Annotated in this window: 21 protein-coding genes; 3 read left to right on the forward strand and 18 right to left on the reverse strand. The window is 60.3% G+C overall.

Annotation, left to right across the window (positions count from 1 at the left end; translation table 11 throughout):
* The first annotated feature begins 73 nt into the window (after window positions 1-73).
* Both AC2FI9_RS13700 and AC2FI9_RS13705 read left to right on the forward strand, forming a co-directional pair.
* On the forward strand, window positions 74-547 hold the full coding sequence (locus tag AC2FI9_RS13700; RefSeq protein WP_496768318.1) for a rhodanese-like domain-containing protein: 474 nt from the start codon (window positions 74-76) through the stop codon (window positions 545-547).
* Window positions 544-1359 carry a CE1 family esterase gene (locus AC2FI9_RS13705; protein WP_496768320.1) on the forward strand — a complete coding sequence of 272 codons (816 nt, stop codon included), beginning with the start codon at window positions 544-546 and terminating at the stop codon, window positions 1357-1359. Before AC2FI9_RS13700 ends, AC2FI9_RS13705 begins: the two co-directional genes overlap by 4 nt.
* On the opposite strand, the gene mdoH is transcribed toward AC2FI9_RS13705, so the two are convergent.
* The 13 genes from mdoH to cbiE all read right to left on the reverse strand — a co-directional run bounded on the left by mdoH (window position 1360) and on the right by cbiE (window position 16076).
* Window positions 1360-3228: a glucans biosynthesis glucosyltransferase MdoH gene (mdoH, locus tag AC2FI9_RS13710; RefSeq protein WP_496768322.1), complete on the reverse strand. Its 1869-nt coding sequence runs from the start codon at window positions 3226-3228 to the stop codon at window positions 1360-1362.
* Window positions 3225-4724, reverse strand: coding sequence for an OpgD/OpgG family glucan biosynthesis protein (locus AC2FI9_RS13715; protein WP_496768325.1), 1500 nt, complete (start codon window positions 4722-4724; stop codon window positions 3225-3227). The genes mdoH and AC2FI9_RS13715 overlap by 4 nt, the downstream gene beginning before the upstream one ends.
* On the reverse strand, window positions 4721-5938 hold the full coding sequence (locus AC2FI9_RS13720) for an OpgC family protein (RefSeq protein ID WP_496768327.1): 1218 nt from the start codon (window positions 5936-5938) through the stop codon (window positions 4721-4723). Before AC2FI9_RS13720 ends, AC2FI9_RS13715 begins: the two co-directional genes overlap by 4 nt.
* A 32-nt stretch (window positions 5939-5970) precedes the next feature.
* Window positions 5971-7341, reverse strand: coding sequence for a tetratricopeptide repeat protein (locus AC2FI9_RS13725; RefSeq protein ID WP_496726118.1), 1371 nt, complete (start codon window positions 7339-7341; stop codon window positions 5971-5973).
* A 181-nt stretch (window positions 7342-7522) separates the two neighbouring features.
* A complete protein-coding gene (locus AC2FI9_RS13730; protein WP_496768330.1) occupies window positions 7523-8707 on the reverse strand; it encodes a CaiB/BaiF CoA transferase family protein in 1185 nt (394 codons plus the stop codon).
* A complete protein-coding gene (locus tag AC2FI9_RS13735) occupies window positions 8694-10313 on the reverse strand; it encodes a thiamine pyrophosphate-binding protein (RefSeq protein ID WP_496768332.1) in 1620 nt (539 codons plus the stop codon). Before AC2FI9_RS13735 ends, AC2FI9_RS13730 begins: the two co-directional genes overlap by 14 nt.
* Window positions 10314-10391: 78 nt before the next feature.
* Window positions 10392-10850: a DUF302 domain-containing protein gene (locus AC2FI9_RS13740; RefSeq protein ID WP_496768334.1), complete on the reverse strand. Its 459-nt coding sequence runs from the start codon at window positions 10848-10850 to the stop codon at window positions 10392-10394.
* A 100-nt stretch (window positions 10851-10950) separates the two neighbouring features.
* Window positions 10951-11694, reverse strand: coding sequence for a precorrin-6A synthase (deacetylating) (gene cobF / locus AC2FI9_RS13745; RefSeq protein ID WP_496768336.1), 744 nt, complete (start codon window positions 11692-11694; stop codon window positions 10951-10953).
* On the reverse strand, window positions 11687-12415 hold the full coding sequence (gene cobA / locus AC2FI9_RS13750; protein ID WP_496768338.1) for a uroporphyrinogen-III C-methyltransferase: 729 nt from the start codon (window positions 12413-12415) through the stop codon (window positions 11687-11689). Before cobA ends, cobF begins: the two co-directional genes overlap by 8 nt.
* Window positions 12412-13728, reverse strand: coding sequence for a cobyrinic acid a,c-diamide synthase CobB (locus AC2FI9_RS13755; protein WP_496768340.1), 1317 nt, complete (start codon window positions 13726-13728; stop codon window positions 12412-12414). The genes cobA and AC2FI9_RS13755 overlap by 4 nt, the downstream gene beginning before the upstream one ends.
* Window positions 13721-14515: a precorrin-4 C(11)-methyltransferase gene (gene cobM, locus AC2FI9_RS13760; RefSeq protein WP_496768342.1), complete on the reverse strand. Its 795-nt coding sequence runs from the start codon at window positions 14513-14515 to the stop codon at window positions 13721-13723. The genes AC2FI9_RS13755 and cobM overlap by 8 nt, the downstream gene beginning before the upstream one ends.
* On the reverse strand, window positions 14512-14880 hold the full coding sequence (locus tag AC2FI9_RS13765) for a cobalamin biosynthesis protein (RefSeq protein ID WP_496768344.1): 369 nt from the start codon (window positions 14878-14880) through the stop codon (window positions 14512-14514). Before AC2FI9_RS13765 ends, cobM begins: the two co-directional genes overlap by 4 nt.
* Window positions 14877-16076, reverse strand: a complete 1200-nt coding sequence (gene cbiE / locus AC2FI9_RS13770) for a precorrin-6y C5,15-methyltransferase (decarboxylating) subunit CbiE (protein WP_496768346.1) — start codon at window positions 16074-16076, stop codon at window positions 14877-14879. The genes AC2FI9_RS13765 and cbiE overlap by 4 nt, the downstream gene beginning before the upstream one ends.
* On the opposite strand from cbiE, the gene AC2FI9_RS13775 reads away from it, so the two are divergent.
* Entirely contained in the window at window positions 16075-16824 is a 750-nt protein-coding gene (locus AC2FI9_RS13775; protein ID WP_496768347.1) for a cobalt-precorrin-6A reductase, read from the forward strand. The genes cbiE and AC2FI9_RS13775 overlap by 2 nt on opposite strands.
* On the opposite strand, the gene cobJ is transcribed toward AC2FI9_RS13775, so the two are convergent.
* The 5 genes from cobJ to cobN are packed head-to-tail and all read right to left on the reverse strand — an operon-like array spanning window position 16797 to window position 23317.
* On the reverse strand, window positions 16797-17549 hold the full coding sequence (gene cobJ, locus AC2FI9_RS13780; protein ID WP_496768349.1) for a precorrin-3B C(17)-methyltransferase: 753 nt from the start codon (window positions 17547-17549) through the stop codon (window positions 16797-16799). The genes AC2FI9_RS13775 and cobJ overlap by 28 nt on opposite strands.
* Window positions 17546-18274 carry a precorrin-2 C(20)-methyltransferase gene (locus tag AC2FI9_RS13785; protein WP_496768351.1) on the reverse strand — a complete coding sequence of 243 codons (729 nt, stop codon included), beginning with the start codon at window positions 18272-18274 and terminating at the stop codon, window positions 17546-17548. Before AC2FI9_RS13785 ends, cobJ begins: the two co-directional genes overlap by 4 nt.
* The gene (locus tag AC2FI9_RS13790; RefSeq protein WP_496768353.1) at window positions 18271-18900 is read right to left on the reverse strand and encodes a precorrin-8X methylmutase; all 630 of its coding nucleotides are present in this window, start codon (window positions 18898-18900) and stop codon (window positions 18271-18273) included. The genes AC2FI9_RS13785 and AC2FI9_RS13790 overlap by 4 nt, the downstream gene beginning before the upstream one ends.
* On the reverse strand, window positions 18900-20027 hold the full coding sequence (gene cobG / locus AC2FI9_RS13795; RefSeq protein WP_496768355.1) for a precorrin-3B synthase: 1128 nt from the start codon (window positions 20025-20027) through the stop codon (window positions 18900-18902). The genes AC2FI9_RS13790 and cobG overlap by 1 nt, the downstream gene beginning before the upstream one ends.
* The gene (cobN, locus tag AC2FI9_RS13800; protein ID WP_496768357.1) at window positions 20024-23317 is read right to left on the reverse strand and encodes a cobaltochelatase subunit CobN; all 3294 of its coding nucleotides are present in this window, start codon (window positions 23315-23317) and stop codon (window positions 20024-20026) included. Before cobN ends, cobG begins: the two co-directional genes overlap by 4 nt.
* Window position 23318 lies beyond the last annotated feature (1 nt).

The following is a 23318-nucleotide window of genomic DNA, read 5'->3' on the forward strand; positions in this document are numbered from 1 at the left end:
CCAGGATAAATTCGGCGCGGATTCCAATTCTGCGCTGTGATAGAAACCTGGTGTCAGGTCAGGAGGGTGCGACGTGGCCCGAAACATAAACCGATCCCGCAGGTGGATATTGATCGGAGGCGGTGCCGCAGCGGCGGGGGGATTTGCGATACGCGAATACCGGCTTATTCCGCCTGACTATGCGGGACGGCAACTTAGCGTGCAGGATGCACATACGCAGGCCGAGGCCGGAGACGTATTGTTGCTGGACATTCGAACCCCGAAAGAGTGGCAGTCCACCGGGATCGGAGAGGGCGCCCAATCTTTGGACATGCGCCGTGATGATTTCATTCCCGCTCTGACGCAGCTCGTCAAAGGTGACAAGGGCGCGGCAATTGCATTGATCTGTGCGCGGGGTGTGCGCTCGGCGCGGTTGGGCAACCGGCTGACCGAGGCAGGATTTACGAATATTATTGATGTGCCCGAAGGCATGTTGGGGTCGGCCGCCGGGCCGGGATGGGTGCGCGCCGGATTGCCGGTTCGCGACTACGACAGGAGTGCAGTATGATCCGGGAATTAACACTGGCAACGGGTTTGGCGCTGGTCGGGCAGTCGGGGCTGGCCGCCTGTGCCGATCAGGAGGGTATGTGCGAGACCACCTCGGGTGGATATCACATCGAACTGCCCGAAGATGAGAACCCTCCGCTGGTGGTGTTTCTACACGGCTATGGTGGCACCGCCACCGGTACGTTGAAAAACCGAGGCATGGTGGAACCTCTGCTGGAGCGCGGCTACGCTGTAATGGCGCCAGAAGGGTCGGAGCGCAACGGGCGGCAAAGCTGGAACTTCTTTCCGGGTTGGGAAGGACGCGATGAAACCGCCTTTTTGACCGAAGCGGTTCAGAATGCCGCGGATCGGTTTGGCGTTGATACGGACCGGGTCGTTCTGGGCGGATTTTCGGCAGGGGCCTTCATGGTCTACTACCTTGCTTGCGCGGCACCCGACACATTCTCGGCCTATGTACCGGTGTCTGGCGGGTTTTGGCGTCCGGATCCTGAGTCTTGTGATGGGCCTATTCGGATGTTCCACACCCATGGCTGGACGGACAATGTGGTGCCGCTGGAAGGGCGCTTGCTGGGCGGTGGCCGGTTTCATCAGGGCGACATCTTTGCCGGGCTCGAGATTTGGCGCATCGCAAATGGCTGCGTTGATACGAAGCCCAGCGGGTTCTCGACCACTGGTTCTTTCATGCGCCGATACTGGAGCGGGTGTGACGAGGGCAGCGCGCTGGAATTCGCGCTGTTCCCCGGTGGTCATTCGGTGCCCAAAGGCTGGGCTGACATGATGATTGACTGGTACGAAGGCCTGCCGGGTGGCTGATCACTCGGCAGGGGTCATCACGCCTTTACCCTCGATCACATTCTTCAGTTCATCCCTGTAACGACGGGCCGAGCGTGTGATTGCGGGCTCGTTAAAGTCCTCTTTCATGCCAACCATACGGCGCGCTGCACCGGCTGACACGCCGCTGAGTGCGGACAAGGGGATTGCGAAGGCAAGGCTGATCGCGATCGGAGCCAACCAGATTGATACAAGACCGGACAGGATGCCCACGCTAAGGGCCGCGCCGCTGATCGTTTCGACCGTGTGGCAAAGGATCAGCGTGCGCAGACCATAGCTGCCGCCATCCCGCGCCTGAGGGGACCAGCCCTTTTGGATACCAACGGTGGTACGAATGACGGCGATCATCTGTTGCACCATCAGAATGGGGGCGTAGAGGATCGACAGAACAACCTCGGCCAGGAATGAGGTCAGGAATTTGCGCCCGCCACCGAATTCGGCATAGCGCACACCGCTGAGCGGCAGGGCCAGAACACCCAGCACCTTTGGCGCAAGCAGCATCGCGTACATGACCAGAATGATCAGCACATGGCGGGTTTCCGTCATCTCGGGCCATTGCGGGAACAGTGGATTGTCTGGGCTGAAATAGTGCAGGACCGAGGCATCCTCACCCTGACCGATCAGCGCCCACATCACCAGCAGCGCAAACCAAAGCGGCGACATCAGATATCCGACTGCGCCGTGGAACATGTGGAACCGTGAAACCGACTGAAATCCGGCTGAGCCCAACAGCTTCAGGTGCTGCAAATTGCCCTGACACCAGCGCCGGTCGCGCAGGGCGTGATCAATCAGTGTCGGCGGTGTTTCTTCATAAGACCCGCGAATGCGGGGCAGGAATCGCACGCCCCAACCGGCCCGACGCAACAGACCGGCCTCGACGAAGTCATGGCTCATGATCAGTTTTTCCTGACCATTCAGCGCCCGCAGTTTCGGCAAACCCGCGCAATTGGCAAATGCTTGGGTGCGGATAATGGCGTTATGGCCCCAATAATTGCCTTCCTGACCGCACCAGCGCGCAAGCCCTTCGGCAAAAGCAATTCCATAGACGCCATTGGCGAACTGCTGCATTCGCGCAAAGACCGATTGTGCCCCGATCAGCTGAGGATAGCTCTGGATCAAACCGGCGCCCGGGTCCCGGGCCAGCGCATCGGTCAATCGGGCTATGGCGCGACCAGTCATCAGGCTGTCGGCATCCAATACCAGCATGGCATTCCACTCGGCACCCCAGCGGCTGACCCAGTCGGCGATGTTGCCAACCTTGCGGTCGGTGTTTTGTTCGCGACGGCGGTAATACAGTTCCAGCCCGGGGACGAGGGTGGTACGCAGCGCCTCGACACTGGCTTGCTCTTGTGCGGCGATCTCCGGGTCGCGCGTGTCCGAGAGGATGAACATGGCATAGTGATGCTGCCCACCGCGCGCCTGCAAGTCTTCAAGCATGGTCCGGGCATTGCCCAGCACGTTCCAGGGAACCTCGTTATAGACCGGCGTCAACAGGGCAACGCGCAGCGGTTGGGCGCGACCCTGACGTACGGGGCGCTCCTGCCGGGACAGGGAAACCATACCTAGCAGTACGGTGCAGACGGTGAAGGAAATCCAGAAGAAGTTGAATGAAATCAGTGTCAGAAGGATGGCCTCGATCAGGTTGATGCCTTCGGCGTCGAACCAGTCCGTCATCACCCATAACAGTCCCAGCGTCGCCGCCATTGCGGGCGAAAACGCCAGCGCACGCCAGAACCCGGCCGAGGGACGTTTGGCATCAGGAACCTGTGCATCCCGAAACCCTGCGCTGAAATCCTGCGCAGGCATGGCCAGAGGCGTCTCAGGCGGCATGATATGAAGGTCGCTGCTCATGAGGTCCAACGGTATAGCCAGACCTCAGAGGCTGGCTGTTTGTCTTTCAGCAACTGCGCGCGCAATTCAACATGGTCGCGGTCGCCGGGCTCGAACGAAAACGCAAGCCGCAAACCCCCTGTTTCTGGGTTGCGCTGCAGTACGCCTTCGGACGTTTCGGCGTGTGGCGAGTCCACGAAAATGGTCATCGCCTCCGGGTCGTCAAACAGCTCACTTTCTTCAAAATCGATGACGGCCAGACGCCCTTCACCAAACGTGTTGTCGCCCATGGCCGTGTTGATCACGCGCGCCATCGGAGTGCGCTGGGGCTCATCCCCCCAGATCAGGCGATAGGACAGGTCGACCTGGCTGCCAGCCGTATAGGGTTCGGCAGGGCGCCAGTAGGCAACGATGTTATCGTAGATTTCCTGATCCGCCGGAATTTCAACCAGCGTGACCGAGCCCTTGCCCCAATCCGCACCGGGTTCGACCCACAGGCTGGGGCGTTTGTGATAATTCGCCTCAAGATCCGCGTAATCCGAGAACTCACGCTTCCGCTGCATAAGGCCAAAGCCGCGCGGGTTGGTGTCGACGAAGGACGAAATCTGCAGGCGGGTCGGGTTCGCCAATGGCCGCCACAGAACCTCTCCAGCACCGTTGCGCACCAACAGACCATCGCTGTCGTGTACGGCAGGGCGAAAGTCGTCAAACCGGCTGTGGTTGGTCTGATCGAACAGGAACATCGACGTGCCGGGGGCGATACCCACATGCGTCAGCTCTTCGCGTGGGAATAGTTTGGCTTCGATATCCATGACGCAATCCGCACCGGCGGTGACATTGAACCGATACGCACCAGTCACGCTGGGGCTGTCCATCAGCGCGTGGACGACCATATCGCGCTGGCCGGGTTTTGGGCGTTCCAGCCAAAACCGGATGAATTCGGGGAATTCCTCTCCATCCGGGTCGCCGGTTTTCAGGGCCAGACCACGGGCGGAGAGGCCATAGACCTCATGCAGGCCAATAGCGCGGAAATAGCTGGCTCCTTGCCAGACGCAGAACTCATCGGTCTGGCCGGGGCGGTGCATTTCGGTGCGCAGACGCAGGCCGGAGAAGCCCAGAGTGTCGTCGATTGGCAGTTTCGGGACGTCCTCGGATTTGTCGAACATCTCAAGATCAAACGCGACCGGAGTAGCCATTCCATTTTCAACGGTTTCAACTTTAACAGTGCGCGGGAAGTACAGGCCCGGTGTGAAGAAATCGACGTTGAAGGGCGTTTCCGTTTCATACCAAAGCGCGCGGTCCAGCCGGAACCGGATCGATCGGTATTGCTGGTATGTCAGATCCTGCCATTCCTGCGGCACCATTTCGCGTTCCGCATAAGGTCGGCTGGCCAGATCGCGGGCCATCTCAATGACGACATTGCGGTCAAATGGGACCTCGCCGCCGGTGGCGAAGGTCGCGGGCGCAAATGCAAGCGCCGACGTTGAGACCAGAAATGCGCGACGTGTAAAATTCATTTCTTAGACTTCCAAGGTTGTGACTTAAACCAAGCGGCCATGTATGCCACGCCGATGATCATCGCAAAGCCAATCATGTTGGCGACGAAAACACTGGCAACATCCCGCCCACTCAGGTCCAGACCGACGCCGATAAGTCGTGCTGCAGCCATCGAAAATACGAACACTGCCAATGATTGCTGACCAACTTTGGTGATGACGGTCAGCAGGAACTGCCAGACCTTGGCCGCGGTACCCTGACCGGTTGCAATCAGGCGATGTCCATGTTCCCCGGCGACAACCCAGCCCAGATAGGCGAGTGACAGGAAATGTAGATAGCGGAACAGGCCAAAATCGGTTTTGTCGCGGAACTCTTTTGTGACCGGCCAGACCTTGCGGATTTCGTCAGCCAGATCTGGGGCCACTGCGTTGATCCATGTGAACACCTTCCACGAACCAAAAGGCATCGAGAAGATCAGGAACAGTGCTGCCGCCCAGATCAAGGTTTTCGATACCGGGGGGGCCGGTATCCAGCCGCGCATGAATGCAAAGCCGGTGAAAAACAGCAGCTGCCAACCAAAAGGATTGAAGAACCACTGCCGCTCAGACCACGGCTCGGCCGGTAGGTCCAGAACGTCGGTCTGCGCGACCAGCCAAATCGCGACAGATGCTGCGGCGACCGCCCAAAACCCGATCCGGTAGAGGCCCATAAACATGGGCATCATCGCCAGAACCACCAAGTACATCGGCAGGATGTCGAAATAGTTCGGAACATAGGTCAGCGTAAACAAACCCACGATCTGAGGCGCAGGATCGTTGAAGAAGTGCTGCAAATTCAAAGACGACACGTAGGTCTTTTCAAACAGCCCCGATTGATCCAGCGCCGCCATTGACATGGCGACAAAGAAGAACAGACAGATATGCGCCCAGTAGACCTGCCAGATACGGAACGAGACGCGGGCGGTGCCCATCCACCAACCCTTGCGCAGGAACGCTCCGCCAAAGGCAATCGCCGACGCCATGCCCGAGCAGAACACGAAAATCTCGGTCGCGTCCGAGAATCCAAACCGCGCGGGAATCCACTTTGCCCATGGATCGTTTGGGATATGGGCGATCAGGATGATGAACATCGCGATACCGCGATAGAAATCCAGGCGCGGGTCGCGCGTGCGGGCAGGCGCCGCCGCAGAGGCAGCCACTGGCGCAAAATCAGAAGCGGGCGAAACTGTCGCCATACGTATTCTGTCCTTCTTGGTCTTAGTTTTTGTTATTCAGCAGGGACGCTTTGTGCGTCTCCGTTGTCGCGTGCCGCATCGATCAATGTGCGGCGCGCAAGAGCGTAATTGTCTTCGCCCCCGGCTCTTTTGGCGCGACGGTCATCCAGGATGCGCTCGACAGCATCCAGGCGGCCGGCGCGCAGGCCGGAATCAATTGTGATGCGCTCGAATACATCACGTTGGGCGTGGCTTCCACCTGCCAGTTGCATACCTGCTCGAGCGTTTGATAAAAAGTCGAAGGCGTCGCCGTAAAGGCCTTCGCCAAAGGCCTCAAGTCCTTTGGCGGCCGCAATGCCCGGATCGGACATGCGGATCGGGGTGTCCCCTTGATTGCGCTGCGCATCTTTCTGAATACGCTGCAACATCTTGCTGGTCGCCTCTGGGCGATTGTCGCCGGTCAGGGCCAGAAGATAGTGAAGATCGGCAAAGATCAGACAACCATCTTCGGTCCGCGCCGCACTGAGATCCGCCAGTTCTTCCCAGCGGTTGCCCACGTTGACCCCCTCAAGCTCAAGCCGTGACAGCAGGGACGTGGCGTTCGAGATATCGCGGTAGTCGTCGGTTTTGTCCTGACGGATGTAGTTGTCATACAGCTCCATCACCTGATCGACCTGACCCAGATCCAGATGCATCAGCGCCTTGTGCCACCAGACGTGATAGCGGAAGTTGTTGCAGTGGGTCCAAGCCTCTTCGCGACCCGCGAGCCAATCAAGGCCCAGCTGCGCGTTGCCTGTCATCTCATGCACGTGTGCAACGGCGTGCAGACCCCAGGCATCGTCCGACACCATCCACAGCGCCTGTCGCCCGGCGATTTCGGCCTTTTCGTAGGCACCGGTCTCTTCCAATGCAAAGGAATGACAACCCAGCAGGTAACCGCGGCCGGCATGATCGGGTTCATAAGCGGGCAGAACGCGCTCGATCGACCGGCGCATCCCTTCCGAGTCGCCAAGTACAAATCTCGTCGCGTGGCTGAGTTTCATGGCCAGCGAGTCTTGTGGGTGATCCCGCAGAATCTCTTCGAACTTTTGGATGGCTTGCGTGGGCAGGTCGGCCAGATACAGTCCCAGAGCTTCGACATAGAGCCGTTCGCGGGCCGAGACCGGCTGACGTTCCATGGCGCTGTTGGCGGCTGCCATTGCTTCGACGGCGACCGGCATCATCTCGCGGCGGCCCAGCAGGACCATGAACAAGCCTTTGATCGCGTGACCCAGGGCAAAATCGGGCTCAAGCTCAAGAACCTTGCCAAGATGCTGTGGCGTAACGGCGGCATGGGCCATGAACCCAAGCAGAACACCATCCCACGCCTCGGCACTTGCCGGGTGGCTAAGGGTGTTCATCTGTCCGAAAACGTCTTGCTTCATGTTCATGTTCCGATCCAATCGAGAATATCTACAGCACTTGATGTATCAGAGACTGTGGGCGGGTCGTATCAGTATCGGCCCTGCTCTCGAATTGGTGAAATGCCGTGTGGACAAAAATTGAAAAAAACCGCCGATTCAAGGGCATGTTTCAGCAACATGCCGCCGAAACGGGCACAGTGTTTCAATCGTCAAAGGGGTTTTTAGCGCGTAAAACGGCCTGCGTATCGGCCCCAAAGACGGGCGGGGCAGCCCGATATGTTACAGGTGTGCGCGACAGTTTCAGCGGATTCCCGATCAGTTGAACGTCGCCCGGTTCGGCCTGCATCGCGATCTGCATCTGGCGGGCTTCGACCTGATCGGTTGCAAAAACCTGATCCAAAGTCTGTGCCGGGCCAACCGGAACTTTGCGGGCCTCGAGATGCGCAATCATGGTCTCAGACGCGTGGGTCTTCACCACCGGACGCAGCACGGCGTTTAATGCGTCACGATTTTCCAGCCGGGCGGGGTTGGTGGCGAAACGGGGGTCATCAGCCAGATCGGGGTGCTCGATGCATTCACAGAAGCGTCGGAACTGACTGTCATTGCCAACGGCCAGAATGACGTGGCCATCGGCGGTTTCATAGACGTCATAGGGCACGATATTTGGGTGTCCGTTGCCGCGCCTTTGGGGCACGTTTCCCGAGGTCAGGTAGTTCACCCCTTCGTTGATCAACCAGGCAATCTGCGCATCCACCAGCGCCAGATCAATCTGCTGGCCTTCGCCGGTCTGATCGCGGTGGCGCAGGGCGGCCAGAATGCCGACACTTGCGTACATTCCGCACATAACATCGGCGATGCCCACGCCCACCTTCATCGGCGCGCCATCGGGTTCGCCTGTCAGCGACATGATCCCACCGTACCCCTGCGCCATCAGGTCATAACCCGGCTTAGACGCATTTGGCCCGGTCTGGCCGTAACCCGATATCGAGCAATAGACTAGGCTGGGAAAGTCTTGCGACAACGTGGCGTAGTCCAGACCGTATTTCGCCAATCCGCCGGGTTTGAAGTTCTCGATCAGAATGTCCGCATGCGAGGCCAACCGTTTGATTTCAGATTGCCCCTCGGTCGTGGTGATGTCGATAGCCACGGATTTCTTGTTGCGGTTGGCCGACATGAAATAAGCGCTTAGATCGGACCGGTTGCCTTGCGCGTCTTCGACGTAAGGAGGGCCCCATTGGCGGGTGTCATCCCCGCCGGTCGTGGGGTTTTCGATCTTGATCACGCTGGCCCCCAGATCGCCCAGCAACTGCGTGCAGGTCGGTCCGGCCAAAATGCGACTGAGGTCCAGGACTTTGACGCCCTTCAGCGGTCCTTCAGATCCGGCCATCATAGCCTCCACGATCAATTTCGGCGGCAATCACGGTGAAAGAGTTGGCCTTCAACGCCTCATTCAGGGCAGTGCGCAGTTCCTCGCGGTTTCGAACGGTGTGACCGTTGCCGCCAAACGCCCGGCCCATGGCGGCAAAGTCATGGCGGTCGAAATCGACACCTCTGTTGCCCATCTGGCGCTGACGTTGTTTCAGCTCGATCAACGCGAGGCTTGCATCGACAAAGACCAGAAAGATCGGGTTTCCGCCCATTTCGGCGGCGGTCGACAGCTCTCCGGCGACCATCAGGAACCCGGCGTCGCCCGAAAAACTGATAACCGGGCGGTTTGGTTCGGCCAGTTTCAGACCAATCGCCATTGGCACGGCGCAGCCCATGGTACACAGCGCCGAGGACTGGATCAGTCCGCGTTCCTCGGAACAATCCCACATCTGACTCAGCAAGATACGATGCGCGCCGCTGTCGGCCGTAGCCAGCGTTTCGGCAGGCAGGGTTGCACGGGTTTCGGCGATGACGGCGGCGGGACCCCATTCTTCGTCGGTCGGGAACGCCTGAGCCAGCGCGGCTTTGACCTGTGCGGGTTCACCGCCCGGCCACGTATCGCGGGCAGGGTTGCCCTTTGCCATGGCCTCCAACGTAGCACCCGTATCGGCGACCATATTCAGGCTGGCCTGATGCATATAGTGGTCATTGATCACAGCCGAGATGTCGATAACGCGCTTTTCTTCGGGGTCCCAGACCTCGCGCCAGCCTGGGCGCATCTCAATAGGGTCGTAGCCAAGGCACAAGACTAGATCGGCTTGTTCGACCAGCGGCAAAAGGTGTTTGTCGGCCAGCGGTGACAATCCGGCCCCGCCAAGGCACAGGGGGTGATCTTCAGCCACAACTCCCTTGGCTTTGTAAGTCGTGACAAAGGGGATGCCAAAATGTTCCAGAAACGCCTGCACGATATTGCGCGACCCGTCATACAGCACGTCCAGCCCGACAATCGCAATGGGACGTTCCGCGTCAGCCACCCAACGGCGCGCTTTTTCAAGGCAATTGCCCTCTGGCGCGACGGCTGCAGCCCTGACAAGTCGCCGCTTCTTGACGCCGGACACACGCATATCCGCAACCGAGATCGGAACGTCGATATGCACCGGCCCGGGGCGCGGCTGGTTGGCCAGCGATACGGCCTTGTCTGCCACGATATCCGCGCCCTGTGCCGTCAGTTTAAAGGTTCCTTTGGTGATCGAGCGATAGACCTGTGCGTGATCCATAACCTGATGGGTATAAGTCAGCGCTTCATCCGCATCGACGCAACCGGTCAGCACGATCATCGGCACCCGGTCCTGCAAGGCGTTGGCGACCACGTTGATCCCGTTCATCGCACCGGGGCCAAGCGTCGCCACCAGAATGGCAGGTGCACCGTCGCGGTGATGCACGGCTTCGGCCATGAAACCGGCGGCGTTTTCGTGCTTGGTCAGGTGAAAGGTGATCCCCGCCTGTTCCAGCGCATTCACCAACGTCAGAACCTCGCCACCGGGCATACCAAAGGCATGGCGGCATCCGGCCTCGAAAAGTCTTTGGGCCAAAAGGTCCGCGGCGCGGGGCGAAAGGTCCTGCATTAGTTATGCTCCGAAATACTACGTCATTGCAGATTGCGGAGGACGCGTCCGGACGCAAGCAGGTTCACGGCAGTGTGACTAATTGACTGCGGATTCCGCCACGGCCTGAAACTTTTTATCCAGTTCCGCCGCAATTTCTTGCAGTGGCTCACCGCCTTGCTGGGCATAGGGCGCAAAGACATGGCTTGGGGTTTTGTAGGACAAAGTCGCCGTGCCGTCCGCATTTTCGGTCACGTAGAACCGGATGGGCGCTTCGATCATTGCGTTGACCGAGGTTTCCAGAACCCGAACTGCATAGTCGTTGTTAAAGGCACCGATCACTAAGTTTCCGGGAATGATGATGCCACGGGCCGCTGCCGCCTTGGTGGGCCCGGCCTGCGTTACAACAATCAGACCGTTATCTTTGACCGCGGCCTTCGTATCCGCGACCAACGCTTGATAGCTTTTGGCGGTCGAATGAATGGCCCAGCCTGGTAGAGCTTCTTGCGCCAGCGCGGGAAAGGCCAGCAAACACAGTACGGTCGAAATAGCCTTCATTGCGCTGTCCTCTTGGGTACGGGTGCGAAGTTGATGCCAGAAACTCGTATTTCGCGCAGTCACAATCCCGTGGGTAGCAGCCGCAGTGGATGCTTTCGGATCAGTCCAGGCGCCTTTTCAGCAGATAAATGTCCATGATCCAGCCATGATCTGCCCGCGCTTTTGCCCGTGTTTCGATAATCTGCGACGCCAAATCAGCCAAAGGACCGTGGATCAGGATTTCTTCCTTCATCCCCACATAAGCGCCCCACCAGATTTCGTAGTCGGCCATCTCAAGGCTTTGAAACGAACACTCGCCGTCCAGCATAACAGCCACTTTTGAGGCATTTAGCGGCCAGCCTTCATCCCGAATGCGCCGACCTGTGGTCACGACATACGGCGCGCCCAGATCGTTGATCGGTATCGCATGCGCCGCTGTCAATGCCTGCAGCGCAGTGATGCCGGGGATCACACGTGTTTCCGGTTGGGGCTTCAGTCGTGAGGCGATGCGCAGCGAACTGTCATAAAGCGACGGATCGCCCCAGATCAAAAGAGCTACCCGCTTTGCATCAGGGTGCGCCGCGATCGCCTCCTGCCACCGCAGAGCGATGGCATCGTGCCATTCATCAACGCCGCGCAGATAGCCATCATCGGCGCGTCGTTTGGGAATATCAAAATATGCGATCTGTGGCGCAGTGTCGGTCACCTGCGCGATAATCTCTTCCCTCAAACCGGCCAGATCGGCTTTGTTCTCGCCCTTGCGCGGGATCAGGATCAGGTCTGCGTCCCGAATGGCACTAGCGCCTTGAAACGTCAGGTGGTCCGGATTGCCGGTGCCAATACCGATCAGGGTCAGGTCAATCATCGTCAGTCTCTGCAAGCGGGCCGTAAAGGATCAGGGCAGGGGCCGTGCCGATCTCAGCGCCCAACTTGTCCGCCAACTCACCAACCGTGGATCGGAGTAGTACCTGATCCGGGGTTGAGACGGATTCGGCCATCAGCGCCGGTGTTTCCAGCGGCAAGCCATGTTCATTCAGTGTCTTGACCAGCAAAGGAAATGTGCGCTTGCCCATGAATACAACGGTGGTGGCATCTGGGTCGGCAAGGGCGGTCAGATTCAGATCGTCCGGCAGCTTGCCACTGACATCGTGGCCGGTGACGAATTGTACGCGGCGCGCCGTGAGCCGTCGCGTCAGGGGAATGCCAGCTGCCGCTGCTGCGGCAACCGCCGAGGGGATGCCAGGGATAATCTCATATTCGATTCCTGCCTCGCGCAGCGCCACCAGTTCTTCTTCCAGACGCCCAAACAGACCGCCATCGCCGGATTTCAAGCGCACAACGCGGGCACCGGTTTTGGCGTAGTCCACCAACAGGCGGCTGACGTGGTCTTGTTTTGGTGACGGGCGACCGGCGCGTTTGCCGACGCCAACAAGGTCTGCGTCCTGATGCGCATGGCTCAGGATTGGGCCACTGCTGAGGTCATCGAACAGCACTGCGTCTGCCTTTTGCATCCGGTCCACGGCCTTAAGCGTCAGCAGTTCCGGATCCCCGGGACCGGAGCCAATGAACGAAACGAAACCGCTCATGCCTGCGCCTCAGCGATCAGGTGAAAGAATGTTCCGGTCACGTTGCCGCGAATTGATCCGGTTTGTGGTCCCTCAACCCCTTCAGCATCGAACACCCGCGCCAAAGGTGCGTCGGGTTGCTCGAGGATCGAAGAATAGTGAAACTCATGGCCACGCAATGTCGCTTCAGCGGCATACCCTGCCATTGGGGCCAGCAATTGCGCCTTGCGATACCCAAGATTGAACTTTCGTTTCTCATAGGACGTCACGAGCCCAAGCAGACCCGCCATCTGATGTCGGACCCCTTCCTTGTCGACCAGAGCTTCGCCCAAGGCCATATACCCTCCGCACTCACCATGAACGGGTTTTGTCTCCGCATGTTTGCGCAGACCGCTCAGGAATGTGTCGGCAGCAGCCAAAGTGCCCGCGTGCAGTTCGGGATATCCACCTGGCAACCAGACCAGATCGGCATTAGCAGCCGGGGCTTCATTAGCCAGCGGTGAAAACGGCAGGATTTCCGCCCCCGCCGCGCGCCAGCCTTCAAGCAAATGCGGGTAGGTGAACGAAAACGCCGCATCTCGTGCAAGCGCGATCCGTTGTGCCGGAGGCCGCGGCAGCGCGGCTGACGATGGCCCAATGGGGCCTGAGGAAGCCGCTGCCTTGATCGCCTCAAGATCCACATGCTCGCGCAGGAATGTGGCGTAACCGGCAATCGCGCTTTCCAGATCCGGGTGCTCGACCGCCTGAATCAAACCAAGATGCCGCTCGGGCAGGGTCAGATCTCCACGCCGGGGCAACACGCCCAGAACCGGCAATCCTGCTCGCTCCATACCCAACCGGGTCAGGCGTTCATGGCGTGGGCTGGCGCAGCGGTTCAGGATCACACCGGCAAACGGCAGGTCGGGGTTGTACATCCGAAACCCCAATGCGGTTGCCGCTGCCGATTGCGCCTGACCGCCCACATCCAGCACCAAAACCACGGGCCAGCCCATACGCTGCGCGGTTTCGGCGCTTGATCCGTGCCCAAGCTCTCCGGGCTTGGCAACGCCGTCGAACAGGCCCATCGAACCTTCGGCCACAACGATATCCGCGCCCTCGGCCTGGGCAGAAATCGCGTTCAGCAGCGGATCGGCCATCGCCCAGCTGTCCAAATTGAATGAGGCGCGTCCGGCTGCAGCGCGGTGAAAGGCTGGGTCGATATAGTCCGGGCCACTTTTGAATGGCTGTACGGTCAGGCCATCCTCGGCCAGTGCACGCAGAAGGCCCAGCATGACGGTGGTTTTTCCCGTCCCCGACGACGGCGCGGAAATAAGCAATCCCGGCGGGTTAGTCATCGCCGTGACTCCAGCTTGACCACGGGCTGTCCGCGCTTTGCGGGCGATACCGGCGGTCATAATCTTTTGAATACAGACAGCTTTCGTCAAAGCCTTCGCCCGCAAGGGCAGGACCGACCATAATCAGAGCGGTCCGGGAAATACTTTCGTCCAGCGCGTCTTTCAGGGTCGCCAATGTGGCGCGAATGATCCGTTCATCCGGCCAGCTGGCGCGGTATACCACTGCCACCGGGCAGTCAGCTCCATAGGCCGGGGTAAGGTCCGCGATCACGTTGTCCAGATTTCCGATCGACAGGTGAATGGCTAGCGTCGCGCCGGTCCGGGCAAAGTTTTTAAGCGTTTCGCCTTCAGGCATTGAGGACGCGCGCCCGGGCGTCCGGGTCAGGACCACTGACTGCGCCAAACCGGGCAAGGTCAGTTCCGTTCCCAGCGAAGCAGCCGCTGCGGCGAAGGACGGTACACCGGGGGTCACGCTGACCGGAATGCCCATCTCTTTCAACCGCCGGATCTGTTCACCCATTGCCGACCAAACCGACAGGTCTCCGGAATGCAGACGTGCTATGTCATGGCCAGCCTTATGCGCCGCCTCAATCTCGGCCATGATCTGATCCAGATCCATTGGCGCGGTGTTGATGATCTTTGCGCCCTCGGGGCAGTGGGCCAGAATTTCCTCGGGCACCAGCGATCCTGCATACAGGCACACCGGGCACGACGCGATGATATCACGCCCCCGCAGGGTCAGAAGGTCGGCAGCGCCGGGTCCGGCACCGATGAAATGAACGGTCATGTTTGTCCTCCGATGGCGACGGCGCAGGTTGCAAGCCGGTCGTCCGAGATCTGTCTGGGTGAGGTCAGCCACGCGCCTGTTCCGGCGGCGGCAAGGGCGGATGCTTCGGCTACGCTGCCGGTGCCATAGGTGGCACGGCTGCGGTTCGAGCAGGTCAGAGTGCGCTGTCCCGCCAGATCGGCAGCAGCGATGAAATGCAGGGGCAGGGCGGTCTCTGCAGCAAACTCCGACAGCGCGGCGTGACCTTCCTTGTCGGCAACAGTGGCCAGCGCGTCGACGTTTTGCCCAACGCTAGCCCGCTCAAATACGGCGCGCAGGCTGTCCACGGTCGCCGTTGATGAAAACCCTAACCCTGCGATGATCATAGGATTACGCTCCACTGCACCACCGGATATGCGGATTTCCAGCCGCGCCGAGGTCCCAGTGCCGAAGCCTGCGCCAGTTCGATGCGCAAAAGTTCTCCGCCTAGTTTTTCGTGCCATTGCGCCAGTAAGGCTTCGCTTTCCAGCGTCACAGCATTGGCGACCAACCTGGTGCCGGCGGGCAGGGCGGTGTGCAACCAATTCAGCAATTCGGTACTCAGGCCGCCGCCGATGAATACCACATCCGGAAACCCAAAGCCGTCCAGTGCGGTTGGCGCTGTGCCATGCACAACTTGCAGCCGGTCTTGCCCCAGCGTGTCGGCATTTCGGCGAATGCGGTCCGCGCGATCCTCGCGGGGTTCGATCGTGGTTGCGGTCAGGGTCGGGTCGCACATCAGCCACTCGATGCTGATCGAGCCGGTGCCGCCGCCGATATCCCACAGATGCTCGCCGCGCTTGGGGGCCAGCGCCGACAGAGTCAGCGCCCGCACGGGGCGTTTGGTGATCTGGCCATCATTTTCGAAGATATCATCCGGCTTACCCGAGGCCTTGGGCAGCGCCTGTCCTTCACCCGCAACTTCAAGCCCAACGCAGACTGGATGGTCGAACCCGCCCAGCAGGGCTTCGGTCAGCGACACGCTGCGCGACCGTTCGCGGGGGCCGCCAAGGGCCTCCATCACGTGCAACTGCGTATCGGCAAACCCTGTTTCGTTCAGATATGTCGCAAGCTCGGCCACCGCAGCGCCGTTGCGCAGCAACAGAATGGCGCGCAATCCAGGCGAAAGATGCGGGCGCAGACGGGTCAGCGGGGCGGCGTGCAGACCAAATGTCTGCGTACTTTCTAACGGCCAGCCCAGACGTGCCGCAGCGAGCGAGAACGTGGACTGACCCGGATGGGCTGTCCATTCTCCGGCGTCGAAGTTGCGCGCGATTACCGAGCCCGCGCCGAACCAGAACGGATCGCCCGAGGCCAGAACAACTGTTGGGCGTCCGCGAAACCCGGTCAGGATCGGCAGGCCGTCGGAAAAAGGCACGGGCCAATCTACGCGCTTGGCGCCTGTGTCGGGGATCAGTGACAAATGGCGCGGCGGGCCCATAATGATTTTGGCACGCTCCAGTACTTGACGACTTGCGGGTGACAGGCCATCCAGTCCATCTTCGCCCAAGCCCAAAACGCTTAGCCACGGAGCTTCATGCATGACCAACCTCCTGATCCTTGGTGGCACGATCGAGGCCAATGCACTGGCCAAAACCTTGGCCGATCAGGGCATCCCGGCAACCTATTCCTATGCCGGTCGGGTAGACAATCCAAGGCCGCAGCCCCTGCCAGTGCGTGTTGGAGGGTTCGGCGGCGTCGACGGCCTGGCCCGTTACCTGACGGACCACGCGATCACTCATGTAGTCGATGCCACCCATCCCTTTGCCGCGCAAATGAGTACCAACGCCATTTCCGCGTGTCGCGAGGCCGGGGTGCCCATGGCCGCTTTGACCCGTCCGGCATGGCGCGCGCAAGACGGAGATCGTTGGCAGCACGTTTCTGACATTGACGCGGCAGTTGCCGCTTTGAGAGGTCCTAAGCGGCGTGTTTTTCTGGCCGTTGGCCGCCTGCATCTTGAAGATTTCGCGGCTCAGTCCCAACATCACTTCTTGCTGAGGCTGGTGGATGAACCGGATGCACTGCCGCTGCCCGATTGCGAGGCGATCGTGTCGCGCGGACCTTTCACCGAAGCAGGGGACCGGGCGTTGATGCTGCAGCATGGCATTGAACTGGTTGTGTCCAAGAACTCTGGCGGTACCGGTGCACGCGCCAAGCTGGATGCCGCGCGCGCGATGGGCGTACCGGTGTTGATGATCGACAGGCCGCCCCTTCCGCAAAGGACCGAATTGTCGAACGTGACGCAGGTTCTGGACTGGTTGGCTCATTCCGGGGTGAACCTCGGGGTATAGACGATCGGCGCGCTGTCACGGTTGATGACGCGCGTCAGGGATGACCCGACAATGACGACGGTTTGCATGTCGGCCATGTCAGGTGTCGCCTCGGCCAGTGTCGAAATCCGGATCGCCTCATCAACGCGGGATACGGCGCGCGCGAACAGGATCAAGCGTTCGGGCTCACATTCTTCGCGTAGGATTTCCAGTGTTTTCACAAAGCCTTCCGGGCGGGATTTCGAGCGTGGGTTATAAAACGCCATCGCGAAATCCGCCTGCGCCGCAAGTCGAAGACGTTTTTCAACCAGCGACCAGGGTTTCAGATTGTCGCTGAGGTTGATGGCGCAAAAATCATGTCCCAGTGGTGCCCCGGCTCGCGCGGATGCCGCTAGCATCGCGGTGATCCCCGGCAGCACTTCGATGGGAATTTTGCGCCACTTAGCGGGGCCATTTTCCAGCGCCTCAAATACTGCGGCGGCCATCGCGAAGACCCCGGGATCACCCGAGGACACAACGACCACGCGCTTGCCCTCAGCCGCCATCTGCAACGCGTGTTGGGATCGGTCGATCTCGACCCGGTTGTCGCTAGCATGCAGCGTCAACCCGGGGCGTTCCGCCACGCGTGCGACATAGGGGATATAGCCGACCACGTCCGTGGCATCCATCAACGCAGCTGAAACCTCGGGGGTTACAAGATCTTCGTTACCAGGCCCCAGACCCGCAATCTTGACCCAACCGCTCATGGCCGCCGTCCTTGACCATGCACGATGATGATCGAGAAATAGGGCGTCACCTTTTCGCATGCCTCGGACAGTTTCGTCACCACCTGGTTCGGCATCTGCGCAAACTCGACAATCCATGCGCGGTCATACAAACCGGCTGTTTTCAGCGCGCGCTTTACCTTGTCTATATTGCGTCCGATTTTCATGACAACCAAAGCATCAGTCTGCGCCATGCGAATTGCCAGATCTTCTTCAGGCAGGGTACCGACCAGTACCGTCAGCACATCATCGCCCCAAGTGATCGGATTACCCGTTGCGGTCCACGCGCCGGACATTCCGGTGATGGCTGGCACGACCTCAACATCAGCCTGATCGCGCAAGCGGCTGTAAAGATGCATGAAAGATCCATAGAAAAACGGGTCGCCCTCGCACAAAACCACCACGTCCTCGCCCTGATCCGACAGAGCTTTGAGATGCGCGGCACAGTCCTTGTAAAAGGCCGAGAGCAATTCGTTATAGCGCGGATCATCCAGTGGAATTTCAGTCGTGACAGGGTATTCCATGGGAAACTCAACAGCGCTGTCCGGGATCATCCCATTGACGATCTTGCGCGCCTGACCGCTGCGACCGGGCTTGCGAAAGAACGCCACGTGGCGCGCATTGCGCAGCAGGCGGTAGGCCCGCACGCTCATCAGGTCCGGGTCACCGGGACCAAGGCCCACGCCGTATATCTTGCCGCCGCTCATTCGGCGCGGCTCGCAATGGCGTTGATTGCGGCTACGGTGATGGCGCTGCCGCCCAGACGGCCCTTGATGATGCAAGAGGGCACGGGCTGCGCCTCCCACAATGCGTCCTTGGATTCGACGGCACCGACAAAGCCCACCGGGCACCCGATGATGGCGGCCGGGCGTGGGCAATCGGGGTCTTCCAGCATATTCAGTAGGTGGAACAGAGCGGTCGGCGCATTACCGATCGCGACCAGAGCGCCTTCCAGATGCGGACGCCACAGCTCCAGAGCAGCAGCGGATCGGGTGTTGCTCATCTCAGCCGCCAGTGGGCGCACGCGTTCGTCATGCAGAGTGCAGATCACCTCATTATCGGCCGGCAGGCGGAAGCGGGTCACACCCTCGCTGACCATTCGCGCATCGCACAGTATAGGTGCGCCATTCTCTAACGCGGTCCTTGCGGCTGGCACGAAACCGGGCGAAAAATGTACGAATTCTTCCAGACCGACCATTCCGGCGGCGTGGATCATGCGAACCGCAACCTGCTCTTCATCAGCGTCAAAACGCGCCAGATTGGCCTCGGACCGGATTGTGGCAAAGCTTTGCTTATAGATCGCTGCGCCGTCGGTTTCGTATTCATAGGGCATCAGGTGAGGTCCATAGTCATAAGTGTTTCGGGTGTCAGCCCGCGTTGGGACGGCTCATCCCCCGCGCGACCGTTTTTGACAAGATCAAATCGTCCGTCGTTGCCGACCAGTGTAACATTTGCCGGACCCATACGGGCACAGCCTTTGGCGCAACCGGATACATGCAAACTTCCTGGGATTTGGGCGGCCAAGACGCGGGCAACTTCGCGGGTTTCCACCTGAGCTTGCGGGCAGAACGGTGCGCCGGGGCAGGCATCGGTTGTCATCAGCGGGTCGGTGCCATCTATGACAAAGTCCGGTGCTTGTATCGCCGCCCCGCCTTCCAGCAGAATCAGCCGCCATGGGGTGACCCGCAAGGCAGACGCCCCGCTGTCTGCAATGAGGTCAGAGAGCTGTCGCGCCGGCAATTGTCCGAACACCGCGCCATACAACACACCCAGATCGCAGACGCCGGGCTGCGGCGGTGTGCCGATGCCACCGGGCGCGCTGCCTTGCCACTCCGCTGGCAAATCCTGCGTCGCGGCCACCCGCGCCATGCGGCGGGTTTCTGGCGTGAAACGTTCGGAAAACCATCCAGCCAGAGCGATAAGCCGGTCAATTGCATTGGTTTCTGTGACCCGGCAGCCAGTTTTGGCCCCGTCGGCGCGCAGGATGAGGCCATCAGTACCTGCCTCGACCCGGATATCGGCCGAATCCGCCGCCAACAGGCGCTTGGGGCCAGTGTCGATGGCAAAGCCGAATTTGGCGGGCAGAGTCGGCAATTCCTCCAACCGATCGATCAGTTCCTGTGTCAGCTGTGCGGTTCGATCACCTGATCTGTATAGGGGCGACACCAGGATATTGCGGCGCACTTCAATACCGGGCTCAGCATCCAAAAGGTTCAGCGCGGCCAGTTCGGCCAGCAACGCTTGATGATCGTCTTCTTTTACCCCGCGCAGCTGTAAATTGGCGCGGTTGGTCAGGTCGATCGTGCCATTGCCAAATCGCTCGGCCAACTCACAAAGACCACGTGTTTGTTCGGCACTCAAACGGGCCAGACGCGGGCGCACCCGAACCACCAGACCATCGCCCGACATCATCGGCCGATGCGCGCCGGGGCACCAACCCTGAACGACCGGGGCGCTCATCCCAGCCCCTCCAGATCGGCCCGGATTGAGTTGCGGCGGGTGTTCCAAAGGCCCGCGTCCAACAACGCGCGGAACCTGTCCTGCATGGCCTGATACGCGCGCGGGTTGGCCCCTTGCAAAAACGCGTCGACCTCGGCGTCGCCCAAAGTGGCGTCGTGATAGAGGTCGAACAGATGCGGCGCGACCGTGCCTGACAGATGGGCGAAAGAGGCCATGTGATCCAGTGTCGCCGCAATTTCGGCAGCGCCTCGGAAGCCATGCCTACGCATGCCTGCAATCCAGTTCGGGTTGGCGGCACGCGCATGAACCACACGGCTGATTTCTTCAGGCAACGTTCGGGCGCGCGGGCTATCCGGGTTGGTGTTGTCCAGATGGTATAGCTGCGCCGTACCACCAGTGACTTTCTTGGCGGCGGCGAAACCAGCCTCGTGCGTGGCATAGTCGTTGGCCAACAGCAGATCGGTTTCGGTCAGATCCTGCAGGTGCACGAAACTGTCGGCATTCGTGACCCGTTGGGTAATGCCGTCCATATCCTGTGTGATGTGTTCGCCTTCCAAAGCGAAAGAGCTGGCCTCAAGCCATGCCTCACCCGCCTGCGCGCGGGCCTCATCCGTATAGATTTCGGACAGCTGAGTCATGTTCACGCCATAGCTGCCCGGGGCCGGGCCAAAGACGCGCGCCGCCGGGGCCTGTCCGGCATAAGGGTTCCAGTCCGGGGCTTCATCGCGATCCGACAACGCGCGAACAGCTTGACCATAAAGCGCTGAAAGGGTCGGGAACACATCGCGGAACAAGCCTGAGACGCGCAAGGTCACGTCCAGACGTGGGCGGCTGAGGTCAGTGATAGGTAGCACTTCGATGCCCGACACCCGCTCGGACCCTTTGTCCCAAACGGGTTTGACGCCCAGCAAGTGCAGCGCCATGGCAAACTCTTCGCCCGCCGTGCGCATCGTGGCTGAACCCCAGAGATCAACGATCAGCCCCTTGGGATAATCGCCCTCTTCCTGCAGGTGTCGCCGCACCAATTCTTCGGCCAGCTTCACGCCTTGGGTATAGGCTGCACGGGTGGGGACTGAGCGCGGATCGGTGGTATACAGATTGCGCCCGGTGGGCAGCACGTCTGACCGTCCGCGGTAGGGGGACCCGGACGGGCCTGCCTCGATCCGTTTTCCTGCTAGCGCGTCGATCAATGCCGTGCGTTCGGCATGGGAAGAAGGAGCCGTGTCAAAATTGGCGGTGCCTTCGGGCACACGTCCAAAGATATGCAGCCCGTCTCCGAACTGGCTTTCCTTGATGTCACAGACGAAACGATCGATCCGGGTGATCGCCTCGGCGATGCAGGTGGCCTGATCGAGACCGAGGTCGTTCTCCAGCCCGATGGCTTGCGCTTCGTCCCGAATATCTTCTTGCAGGCGGTCGCGGCGCTTCGGGTCCAGACCATCTGCGTTCGAGAACTCATCCAGCAGCGATTCCAGCCGAACCATCCGATCCGGGGTACCGCTTTCCTTCATTGGCGGTGGGATATGGCCGAGCGTGACCGCCCCGATCCGGCGCTTGGCCTGCGCGGCCTCGCCAGGGTCGTTGACGATGAAGGGGTAAATGACAGGCAGGTCGCCGATCAGCGCTTCGGGCCAGCATTCGTTGGACAGCGCGACCGACTTGCCGGGCAGCCATTCCAGCGTGCCGTGCGCGCCGATATGGATCAGCGCATCCGCACTAAGACCTTTGCGCAGCCAAAGGTAGAAGGCCACGTAGCTGTGGCGCGGGGTACGCGACAGGTCATGATAATCGTCATCACGCAACTCGGGCGTGCCGCGTTCAGGTTGCAACGCGACCAGCGCCTTGCCGCGGCGCAGGGCGGTGAAGTGGAACGCGCCATCTGCAAAGGCCGGATCATCCTCGGGCTTGCCCCAGACGATTTCGAGGTCTGCGCGCAGTTGTTCCGGCAATTCTGCTAGCGCAGTCAGATATTCGCCAAGCGACCACGTAATCCGCGCGTCCAACAACGTATCAGAAATCGGCTGGGCAGGAGCGGTGTCATACCCTTCGCCCAGCAGGTCAGACAGCATCGCCTCGGCCGAGGCCAAAGCATCAAGGCCTACCGCATGGGCCATCTGCCAATCCTTGCCGGGATAGGTGGACAGCACCAAGGCGGGCACCTGATCCCCTTTGGGCTTGTCGTTCAGGTTCAGCCAGCCGACGACACGGTCGATGATGGCCTCGATCCGTTCCGGTTCAGCCCGGTGGGCAAAACGTGAATACTCCAGATGCGGGTCACGCTTGCCCGGTTCCTTGAACGAAGCAATGCCTGCAGAAATTCGCCCGTCCACTTCAGGCAGGACAACGTGCATAGCCAAATCAGCGGGCGAAAGACCGCGTTCCGCCTCGGCCCAGGCTTTGCGGCGGGACGTAGCGAGAGCAACCTGAAACACCGGCACATTGGCGGCGTCCAGTGGAGAGGTGCCGGATGCGCCTTTGCCCGAAAACGCGGTGGCGTTGATGATGGCCGACGGTTCAAGGGAGGCGATGTTCTCGCGCAGCCAATCGGCGGCTGCAGGTGCTTTCAGCGAGGGAGCGAACATGCCTACAGCTTCGATGCCGCGTTCCCGCAATCGGCGGATCAGGGCTGCGACCGGGGCGGTGTCTGCAGATGTCAGATAAGCACGATAGAAAGTCACCAGAATACGCTTCGCGCCGCTCGAGAATGCTGTTTCGACCGGGACTACGCCACGATCCGGGCACCACGCGCCGCACTCTGGCAAGGTCTTAGCGCCCATCACCGGCCCGGCATAAAGCCCCGCCGCAAGCGCCATTTGAGCCAAGGCCGCTTGCGCCGCGACTTCGCCACCGGTGTCACACAGATGCGCAAGCCGCCGCAGGGTTGAGACGGGCAGGGTGGAGTAATCATCCAGCCGCGTATCCTCACGCCCATCGGCAGGTAGGACGGCCAGTGCGATCCCCTTGGATTGCGCCAGCGCCAGAACTTGCTGCAAGCCATAGGACCAGTAAGGCACGCCGCCGATCAAACGGATCAGAATGCCCTTGGCGCCCTCGAGCGTTTGCTCGACATAAGTGTCGACGGACAACGGGTGTTTCAGTGCTGTCAGGTTCGCCAGCCGCATTGTCGGCATTCGCCCTTCGGCCCCGCCACCGCGATGCCAGCCCGCCGCGAAAGCACCAAGGTCACTGTCCGAAAAGGACAGCACCACCAGATCCGCCGGACTTTGGCCCAGATCGGTCGGGGTCTCGGTTTCCTCGAGCCCGTGGCTTTCGCGGAAGACGACGTGCATG

It is taken from the genome of Ruegeria sp. CDSA246 (assembly GCF_059611225.1).